This is a genomic window from Brevundimonas sp., assembly GCF_018608325.1.
Lineage (GTDB): Bacteria > Pseudomonadota > Alphaproteobacteria > Caulobacterales > Caulobacteraceae > Brevundimonas.
Genome location: NZ_JABAZW010000064.1, coordinates 2,864 through 10,784, shown reverse-complemented (window position 1 = coordinate 10,784; position 7,921 = coordinate 2,864). Strand labels below are relative to the sequence as shown.

Genomic DNA, 7,921 nt, shown 5'->3' with positions numbered 1-7,921 from the left:
GCGCACGCGGGGCGGTGATCGACGGCGGCGAACCACGCGCCGGGACGCCTGCGCCTGTGTCCAAACCGGCGCCCAAGCCCAAGGCACCGTCGGCCGGACAGGGGGACTTGTTCTGACACCCCCGGAAACGCAACCTCCATTGGCGGGGGCTGCGCTTCCTGCTAATCGCGCCCGTTCCCGTTCGTCCCGCTGAAAGCGACGCATGAAGATTCCCCGCATCGCCCTGGCCGCCTATGGCATGGCCATTGTCGTCGTCCTGCTGGACCAGATCAGCAAGGCCTGGATCATCAGCGGCCTGCAGTTGCAGGAAATCGGGCGCGTCCCCGTCATCCGCCCGATCCTGAACTTCAGCTGGGTCGAGAACACCGGCGTCAGCTTCGGCCTGTTCAGCGGCGGCGAGGCCCGCTGGGGGCTGAGCATCTTTTCGATCATCGTCTCGATCGCCCTGGGCTGGTGGGCGCTGAAGTCGCAGCGTCGACTGCTGATCGCGGCCATCGGCCTGGTCATGGGCGGCGCCATCGGCAACGCCATCGACCGCGTGCGTTTCGGCTATGTCGTCGACTTTATCGACTTTTCCGGGACTGGCGTGTTTCCGTGGGTGTTCAATGTCGCCGACAGCGCCATCACTATCGGGGTTGTCCTGCTGATTCTGGACACTCTTCTGTCTGAACGGGCCGCCAAGGTTGGCGACGCCGCCGAAAAGTCGTAATCCAACGTCTTCACTATGCGGTCTTCGCTCCGGGGGAGCACCCGCATTAAGCCGAACAGAGCCTGAAACCATGCGTATTCGCAGTGTCGCCGTCCTGACCCTCGCCGCCTCCGCCGCGCTCGCCGTGTCGGCCTGCGGCACTCTCAAGCAAGGTGTCGGCCTGACCAAGGTCGTGCCGGACGAGTTCGTCACCGTTGCGACGGCGCCCCTGACCGTGCCGCCCGAGTACGGCCTGCGTCCGCCCGCACCGGGCCAGCCGCGCCCGCAAGAACTGGCGCCGGAAAGCGCCGCCCGTCAGATTCTGCTGGGCCAACGCCAGGGCGTCACCCGCACGGCGGGCGAACAGGCTCTGGTTTCGCGCGCCGGCGCCGATCAGGCTGATCCGCTGGCGACCTATGTCATCGACGACCAGTTCGGCAACATCGCCCGCAAGGACGAAAGCTTCGCCAACCGCCTGATGTTCTGGCGCAAGAACGATTCGGCCAGCCAGGCGGCGACTACCCGCCAGACCGCAGACGGCGCCGTGACCATCGACGCCGCCAGCGAAGCCGCCCGCGCTCAGGCCCTGACCGGCGGTCAGCCCATCACCATCGTTCCGCGTCGCAACAGCGGCTTCAAGCTGCCGGGCCTGTAAGACCCGACTTCCGCACGGAACCAAGACCTTTGACGGACGCTTGCCTCGGCAGCGTCCGTCTTTATTGTAAACGGACCCCCATCGTGCAGGATCCGTTCCCATGACCGAAGCCATCGATTTCTCCGTACTGTCCGGCGTGGAGCAGCTGCGGCTGGGCGCAAAGGCCGGTTTCACCGCCCCCATCGCCCGCACCGTCGGCTTCGACATGATCGAGATCGAGGAAGGCCGGGTGGTGTTCGAGGGCATCCCGACCGAAGCCGTCTATAATCCGCTGGGCACGGTCCACGGCGGCTGGATCGCCACCCTGCTGGATTCGGCCTGCGGCTGCGTGGTCCATTCCATGCTCAAGCCCGGCCAGACCTATACGACGCTGGAGCTGAAGACCGTCTTCCACAAGGCGCTGACGGCGGGAACCCCGGTGCGGGCCGAAGGACGGATCGTGCAGATCGGCCGCCGGGCCGGTTTCGCCGAAGCCGATCTGAAGGGGCTGGACGGCAAACTGTACGCCACAGCCACCTCGACATGCCTGGTGATGAGCGCCTGAAAGCACAGTTCCGAAGCGAAGGTTTGCCGCGCCTCGCTTTAGCCGCTATCAGCGGCGAGCGTTCTATGATCGGCCGCCGATCGTCGCGCGAGCCCTTTCGCTGTCGGAAATATATGCTGATGCGTCGCGTCCTAACCGCCCTCGCCGCCATTTCGATTGCGGCGTCTGTCCTGCCAGTCGCCGCCCAGGCTCAGAGCGGCCGCCAACGCGGCGGTGGCGGTCAGCAACAGGCCTCTGGTCAGGACGAAGCGCCGCGCCGTGCGATTCGCATCGCGCCCCTGTCGCGCCGGGCCAATGCAGGCCCCTGCCCCTATGTGAAGATTCTTTACGACGCCGCCCGCTACGTCGAGTTCGAGGGCGAACGCGCCGCCATCGCCAACGTCGGCTATACCGGCGAAATCGAGAACCTGACGTCCGACTGCCAGTATCGCGGCGATGAACCGATCCGCCTGGACATGCGCGTGCTGTTCCAGTTCGGACGCGGCCCGCAGGCGGCGGGCGACCAGCGCACCTATCGCTATTGGGTCGCGGTGACCGAGCGCAACAGCGCCATTCTGGCCAAGGAATATTTCGACATCCCGGTGAACTTCGCCGGTCAGCGCACCGCCGCCGTGACCGAAGACCGCACCATCACGATCCCGCGCGCCGAAATCACCACCAACGGCTCGAACTTCGAAGTTCTGGTCGGTTTCGACGTGACGCCGGACATGGCCGAGTTCAACCGCTCGGGCAGCCGATTCCGCGTCAACGCCGGAACGACGCCTGTGCCCGCTACTGCTGCCCCCACGAGCGAATAAATGGCTGATCTGAAGACCGTCCTCAGCGAAGCGGTCGCCGCCGCCTTCGCCGCCGAAGGCGTGGATGCGGCGCTGGCCCGCGTCACCCCGTCCGACCGTCCTGACCTGGCCGATTTCCAGTCCAACGGCGCCCTGGCCGCCGCCAAGGCGCTGAAAGCCAATCCGCGCGAACTGGCGGGCAAGATCGCCGAACGCCTGAGCGCCGATCCGCGCTTTTCGTCGGTCGAGGTCGCCGGTCCCGGCTTCATCAACCTGAAGATCGCCGACGCGGCTCTGGCTGAACGCGCCGAGGAAGTCGCAGCCGACGAAGCCCACGCGGGCGCAGCGGTCGTCGCTGATCCGCGCAAGGTCGTCATCGACTTCGGCGGCCCGAACGTGGCCAAGCCGATGCACGTCGGCCATCTGCGCAGCGCAATCATCGGCGAGAGCCTGAAACGTCTGCTCCGCTTCCGCGGCGATGAAGTGACCGGCGACGCCCACTTCGGCGACTGGGGCTTCCAGATGGGTCTGCTGATCGTCGCCTGCGGCGATGAGAAGCTGGCCGACGCCTTCATGGTCGAGGGCGATGGTCCCTTCCCGGCTGGCACGCCGGTCACCCTGGCCGATCTGGACCGGCTGTATCCGCTTGCCGCAGGCAAGGCCAAGGAAGACCCCGCCTTCCGCGACCGCGCCCGCAAGGCGACGGCGGAACTGCAGAACGGCCGCCCCGGCTATCGCGCCCTGTGGCAGCATTTCGTGGCCGTCAGCCGCGAGGCGCTGAAGCGCGAATACGGCGATCTGTCGGTCGATTTCGACCTGTGGAACGGCGAGAGCGACGCCGATCCGGTGATGCCGGAAATGCTGGCCCATCTGAAAGACACCGGCCTGCTGGTCGAGGACGACGGCGCCCAGGTGGTTCACGTCGCCCGTCCCGGCGAGACGCGCAAGAAGAAGCTGGCCGACGGATCGGTGATCGAGGCCCCCTCGCCCCCGCCCCTGCTGGTCATCAGCTCGGAAGGTTCGGCCATGTACGGCACGACCGACCTGGCCACGATTCTGGACCGCAAGAAGTCGATCGGCCCGGACCTGATCCTGTACGTCGTCGACGAACGTCAGGCCGAGCATTTCGAACAGGTGTTCCGCGCCGCCTATCTGGCCGGTTATGCGCCTGAGAAGTCGTTGGAGCATCTGGGCTTCGGCACCATGAACGGTCAGGACGGCAAGCCGTTCAAGACCCGCGCGGGCGGCGTGCTGAAACTGCGCGACCTGATCGATCAGGCGACGGAAAAGGCGCGCGAGCGTCTGCATGAGGCCAAGCTGGGCGACGACCTGTCGCCGCAAGAGTTCGAGGCCATCGCGCACAAGGTGGCCATCGCCGCCCTGAAGTTCGCCGACCTGTCGAACGCGCGCACCACCTCTTACGTCTTCGACCTCGACCGCTTCATGAGCTTTGAGGGCAAGACCGGGCCTTACCTGCTGTATCAGGCGGTCCGCATCAAATCCCTGCTGAGGAAGGCCGCCGAACAGGGCGTGTCCGCCGGTCCCATCGTCATCGCCGAACAGGCGGAACGCGACCTGGCCCTGACGCTGGACGCCTTCAGCGCCGCAACGTCGGACGCCTATGACAAGCGGATGCCGCATCTGGTGGCGGAACACGCCTATCGCGTGGCGCAGTCGTTCTCGAAATTCTACGCCGCCTGCCCTGTGCTGGTCGCACCAGACGAGGACACGAAACGGTCGCGCCTCGCCCTGTCGGCGGCGGCCCTGCGCCAGCTGCAGACGGCGCTGGGCCTGCTCGGCATCGAAACGCCGGATCGTATGTGAGGATCAGTCCGTCTTCTTCTTGTCGGAGAAGGCGGCGTCCACCTCCTCTTCGGTGATCCGCTTGGACGGATCGCCCTTCTGGCCCAGGTTCTGTTCTTCAGTGCCGTCGCCCAGAACGCCGGGCGTGGTGTTGATCTTGACCGGCTTGTCTTGTTTGTCCGTCATTGGGGTGCTCCTTGACTGCAGCACCCCAACGCTTCGCCGTTCGGCGTCGTTCCCGCTTCACAGGAGGTCTTGATGGCCCAGTCTTCGCCCCTCGACGCCTATATCGCCGGTCTGCCCAAGGCCGAACTGCACCTGCACATAGAGGGCAGCCTTGAGCCGGAACTGATGTTCGAACTGGCCCAGCGCAACACTGTCGCCATCCCCTATGACAGCGTCGAGGCGGTGCGGGCGGCCTATGACTTCTCCAACCTGCAGGACTTCCTGGACATCTATTATGCGGGGGCGGCGGTGCTGCTGACCCGTCAGGATTTCGAGGATCTGGCCTTCGCCTATTTCCAGCGCGCGGCGGCGGACAATGTGCGCCATGCCGAAATCTTCTTTGACCCGCAGACGCATACGGATCGCGGCGTGCCGTTCGGCGTGGTGGTCGAAGGCCTGATCGCGGGCATGGACCGGGCCAAGGCGGAGTTGGGCGTGTCCAGCGGCCTGATCCTGAGCTTCCTGCGTCACCTGACCGAGGACGAGGCCTTCGCCACGCTGGAGGCGGCCAAGCCCTATCTGCATCACTTCATCGGCGTGGGGCTGGATTCGTCGGAGGTCGGCCATCCGCCGTCCAAGTTCCAGCGCGTCTTCGCCGCCGCCCGCGAACTAGGCCTGAAACTGTGCGCCCACGCGGGCGAGGAAGGCCCGCCCGCCTATGTGCATGAGGCGCTGGACCTGCTGCACATCGACCGGATGGATCACGGCAACCGCTCGATGGAGGACGAAAGCCTGATCGAACGTCTGGCCGCCGAACAGATGACGCTGACGGTCTGCCCGCTGTCGAACCTGAAACTGTGCGTGGTCAACGACCTGAAGGACCACCCCGTCCCCGAAATGCTGCGCCGGGGCCTGCACGTCACGCTGAACTCGGACGATCCGTCCTATTTCGGCGGCTATGTGAACGAGAACTACAGCCAACTGGCGGCGGCGGTCGGCCTGACCCGGGAGCAGGTGACGCAACTGGCCAAGAACAGTTTCGAAGGCTCGTTCCTGAGCGACGCCGAAAAGGCCGCGCGTATTGCCGAGGTCGAGGCCTACGCGGCGGCCTGATCCCCTCCACTTTCGCCATTCCGGGCTGAGCGACGCGAGGAGCCCGGAATGACGAAAGCTAGGAGCGTCAGCGGCTTCCGACCGCTCAATGTTCCTGATATGTTCACGTCATGGATCAGGCGAACCCACAGTATGACGACGGCGCGAACCTGCGCTGGCTGTTCATCGACCTGAACGCCTTTTTCGCCAGCGTCGAGCAGGAGATGAACCCGGACTGGCGGGGCAAGCCGCTGATCGTCCGCCCGGCCGAGAGCGAATACACCGGCGCCATCGCCGCCAGCTATGAGAGCCGCCCCTATGGCATCCGCACCGGCACGCGGGTGTCAGAGGCGCGCCAGATGTGTCCCGGCCTGATCGTCGCCGAGGCCCGGCCCGACCTTTACGTCAAAATCCATAAGCAGATCATGGAGGAAATCGACCGCCATGTGCCGGTGTGGAAGGTCGGCTCCATCGACGAATGTTCGTGCGAACTGATCGGGCCGGAACGGCAGGAGGCGAACGCGGTCGCCCTGGCGCGACGCATTCAGGCGGGCATCCGCAAGAATGTGGGCGAGTGCCTGCGCTCCTCCATCGGTCTGGCGCCGTCGCGGTTTCTGGCCAAGACCGCCTGCGGGATGAAGAAGCCGGACGGGCTGACGATCCTGCGGGCCAATGAACTGCCGGGATCCATCCTGCACCTGCCGCTGTCGACCTATCCGGGGGTGGGTTCGCGGATGCGTGAACGGCTGGCGGCGGCAGGCGTGGTCGATACGGCGGGCCTGTGGGACATGGGCGCCAAACAGGCCCGCGCCGTCTGGAACAGCATCGAGGGCGAGCGCATCTGGCGCGGCCTGCACGGTCTGGACAGCGAACCGACACCCGAAAAGCCCCCCGCCTCCATCAGCCACAGCCATGTTCTGGCGGCGCAGATGCGGACGCCGGAAAAGGCGCGCGCGGTCGCCCGGCGCCTGCTGGTCAAATGCGGGGCGCGGCTGCGGCGGATGGGGCTGACAGGGGCGGTGGTCAGCCTGCATCTGGACATGGGACCAAGGGGCGCCAAGCGCGGCTGGGACACCGCAGGTCTGAACTGCGCCGTCGCCCCCACACAGGACACCTTCGCCCTGCTGGCCGCGCTTGACAGCCTGTGGAGCAGGATCGAGCCAGAGCTTGAGGCCGGGCGGCTGAGCTATGTCGGGGTCGGGGTCCACAAGCTGAAGGCCAGCGGCGCCTTCGAGACGGACCTGTTCGATCCCGGCCCCGACCAGGGCGGCACAGCCCGGTCGCTGAAACTGTCACAGGCGCTGGACGACCTGAACCGCCGCTATGGCAAGGACACGGTCAGCATCGGCCCGAACGCGGGGCTGCCCGAATATATCGGCGCCAAGATCGCCTTCACGCGGATTCCCGATGCGGAGGATTTCTGGGAGTGAAGGCCTTCTCTTTCGTCATTCCGGGGCGTCCGAAGGACGAACCCGGAACCCAGGGCCACAATCGCATCGCTGGATGCATTCGACGCCGGATGCGCGCCTCCTGGGTTCCGGGTTCTTCGCTCCGCTCAGCCCCGGAATGACGAGTTGGGGGTGAACCAACTGAATGTCGATTGAACCTAGGCGAGCAGCGTCGCCGCCTCGATCTCGGTCACACCCAGCGCACGGAAGCTGTCGTGCGCTGCCGCCGCCGTCTCTGGCGCAATCGCGCGGCTGGCGTCGGTGATGACGATGGCCTCGAAGCCTTCGCGGACCGCGTCTTCGGCGGTGAAGCGGACGCAGTAGTCAAAGGCCAGACCGGCCAGAAACACTCGTTTCACACCCAGATCGCGCAACAGGCCCGCAAGGCCCGTCCGGGTCTGGTGGTCGTTCTCGAAGAAGCCGGAATAGCTGTCGACCGCCGGATTATAACCCTTGCGGATCACGGCCAGGGCGCGGTCGATGGTCGGCTTCACGTCGGGATGGAAGTCGGCGCCGACCGAACCCTGAAGACAGTGATCGGGCCACAGCATCTGGCGGCCATAGGCGACCTCGATTTCGGTGAAGGGCGTCGCGCCCTCGTGGTTCGAGGCGAAGGAAATCTGGTCCGGCGTATGCCAGTCCTGTGTCGCGATCAGCTTGTCGAACCGTTCCGCCAACCGGTTGATCAGCGGCATGATCCCGGCCCCGCCCGCGACCGCCAGCGCGCCGCCCCCGCAGAAATCGTTCTGC

At 65.9% G+C, this 7,921-nt stretch carries 10 protein-coding genes; 8 read left to right on the top strand and 2 right to left on the bottom strand.

Annotated elements, in window-relative coordinates:
- The 6 genes from QZ281_RS06865 to argS form a co-directional block, all read left to right on the top strand.
- Positions 1–116: hypothetical protein (locus QZ281_RS06865; RefSeq protein ID WP_292226363.1), on the top strand; the 116-nt coding region annotated here is incomplete at its 5' end.
- 86 nt (positions 117–202) lie between these two features.
- Positions 203–709 carry a signal peptidase II gene (gene lspA / locus QZ281_RS06860; protein ID WP_292226359.1) on the top strand — a complete coding sequence of 169 codons (507 nt, stop codon included), beginning with the start codon at positions 203–205 and terminating at the stop codon, positions 707–709.
- 70 nt (positions 710–779) lie between these two features.
- Positions 780–1,343 carry a DUF3035 domain-containing protein gene (locus QZ281_RS06855; protein WP_292226356.1) on the top strand — a complete coding sequence of 188 codons (564 nt, stop codon included), beginning with the start codon at positions 780–782 and terminating at the stop codon, positions 1,341–1,343.
- Positions 1,344–1,443: 100 nt separating this feature from the next.
- Positions 1,444–1,887: a PaaI family thioesterase gene (locus tag QZ281_RS06850; protein WP_292226353.1), complete on the top strand. Its 444-nt coding sequence runs from the start codon at positions 1,444–1,446 to the stop codon at positions 1,885–1,887.
- A 119-nt stretch (positions 1,888–2,006) separates the two neighbouring features.
- Positions 2,007–2,684 (top strand): Tat pathway signal sequence domain protein, encoded by a 678-nt coding sequence (locus tag QZ281_RS06845; RefSeq protein WP_292226350.1) that lies wholly within the window; start codon positions 2,007–2,009, stop codon positions 2,682–2,684.
- Positions 2,685–4,487 carry an arginine--tRNA ligase gene (gene argS, locus QZ281_RS06840; RefSeq protein ID WP_292226347.1) on the top strand — a complete coding sequence of 601 codons (1,803 nt, stop codon included), beginning with the start codon at positions 2,685–2,687 and terminating at the stop codon, positions 4,485–4,487.
- Between the two features lie 3 nt (positions 4,488–4,490).
- On the opposite strand, the gene QZ281_RS06835 is transcribed toward argS, so the two are convergent.
- Positions 4,491–4,652 (bottom strand): hypothetical protein, encoded by a 162-nt coding sequence (locus QZ281_RS06835; RefSeq protein WP_292226344.1) that lies wholly within the window; start codon positions 4,650–4,652, stop codon positions 4,491–4,493.
- A 72-nt stretch (positions 4,653–4,724) separates the two neighbouring features.
- Here QZ281_RS06835 and QZ281_RS06830 point away from each other — a divergent pair, with 72 nt between their 5' ends.
- Positions 4,725–5,744, top strand: a complete 1,020-nt coding sequence (locus tag QZ281_RS06830; RefSeq protein ID WP_292226341.1) for an adenosine deaminase — start codon at positions 4,725–4,727, stop codon at positions 5,742–5,744.
- 110 nt (positions 5,745–5,854) lie between these two features.
- Positions 5,855–7,153 carry a type VI secretion protein ImpB gene (locus QZ281_RS06825; protein WP_292226337.1) on the top strand — a complete coding sequence of 433 codons (1,299 nt, stop codon included), beginning with the start codon at positions 5,855–5,857 and terminating at the stop codon, positions 7,151–7,153.
- Positions 7,154–7,329: 176 nt separating this feature from the next.
- On the opposite strand, the gene QZ281_RS06820 is transcribed toward QZ281_RS06825, so the two are convergent.
- On the bottom strand, positions 7,330–7,921 hold a 592-nt coding region (locus QZ281_RS06820), incomplete at its 5' end, for an isochorismatase family protein (protein WP_292226334.1).

Coding starts and splice junctions, on each gene's coding strand:
- lspA (WP_292226359.1), top strand. CDS start 203: ATGAAGATTCCCCGCATCGCCCTGGCCGCCTATGGCATGGCCATTGTC.
- QZ281_RS06855 (WP_292226356.1), top strand. CDS start 780: ATGCGTATTCGCAGTGTCGCCGTCCTGACCCTCGCCGCCTCCGCCGCG.
- QZ281_RS06850 (WP_292226353.1), top strand. CDS start 1,444: ATGACCGAAGCCATCGATTTCTCCGTACTGTCCGGCGTGGAGCAGCTG.
- QZ281_RS06845 (WP_292226350.1), top strand. CDS start 2,007: ATGCGTCGCGTCCTAACCGCCCTCGCCGCCATTTCGATTGCGGCGTCT.
- argS (WP_292226347.1), top strand. CDS start 2,685: ATGGCTGATCTGAAGACCGTCCTCAGCGAAGCGGTCGCCGCCGCCTTC.
- QZ281_RS06835 (WP_292226344.1), bottom strand. CDS start 4,652: ATGACGGACAAACAAGACAAGCCGGTCAAGATCAACACCACGCCCGGC.
- QZ281_RS06830 (WP_292226341.1), top strand. CDS start 4,725: ATGGCCCAGTCTTCGCCCCTCGACGCCTATATCGCCGGTCTGCCCAAG.
- QZ281_RS06825 (WP_292226337.1), top strand. CDS start 5,855: ATGGATCAGGCGAACCCACAGTATGACGACGGCGCGAACCTGCGCTGG.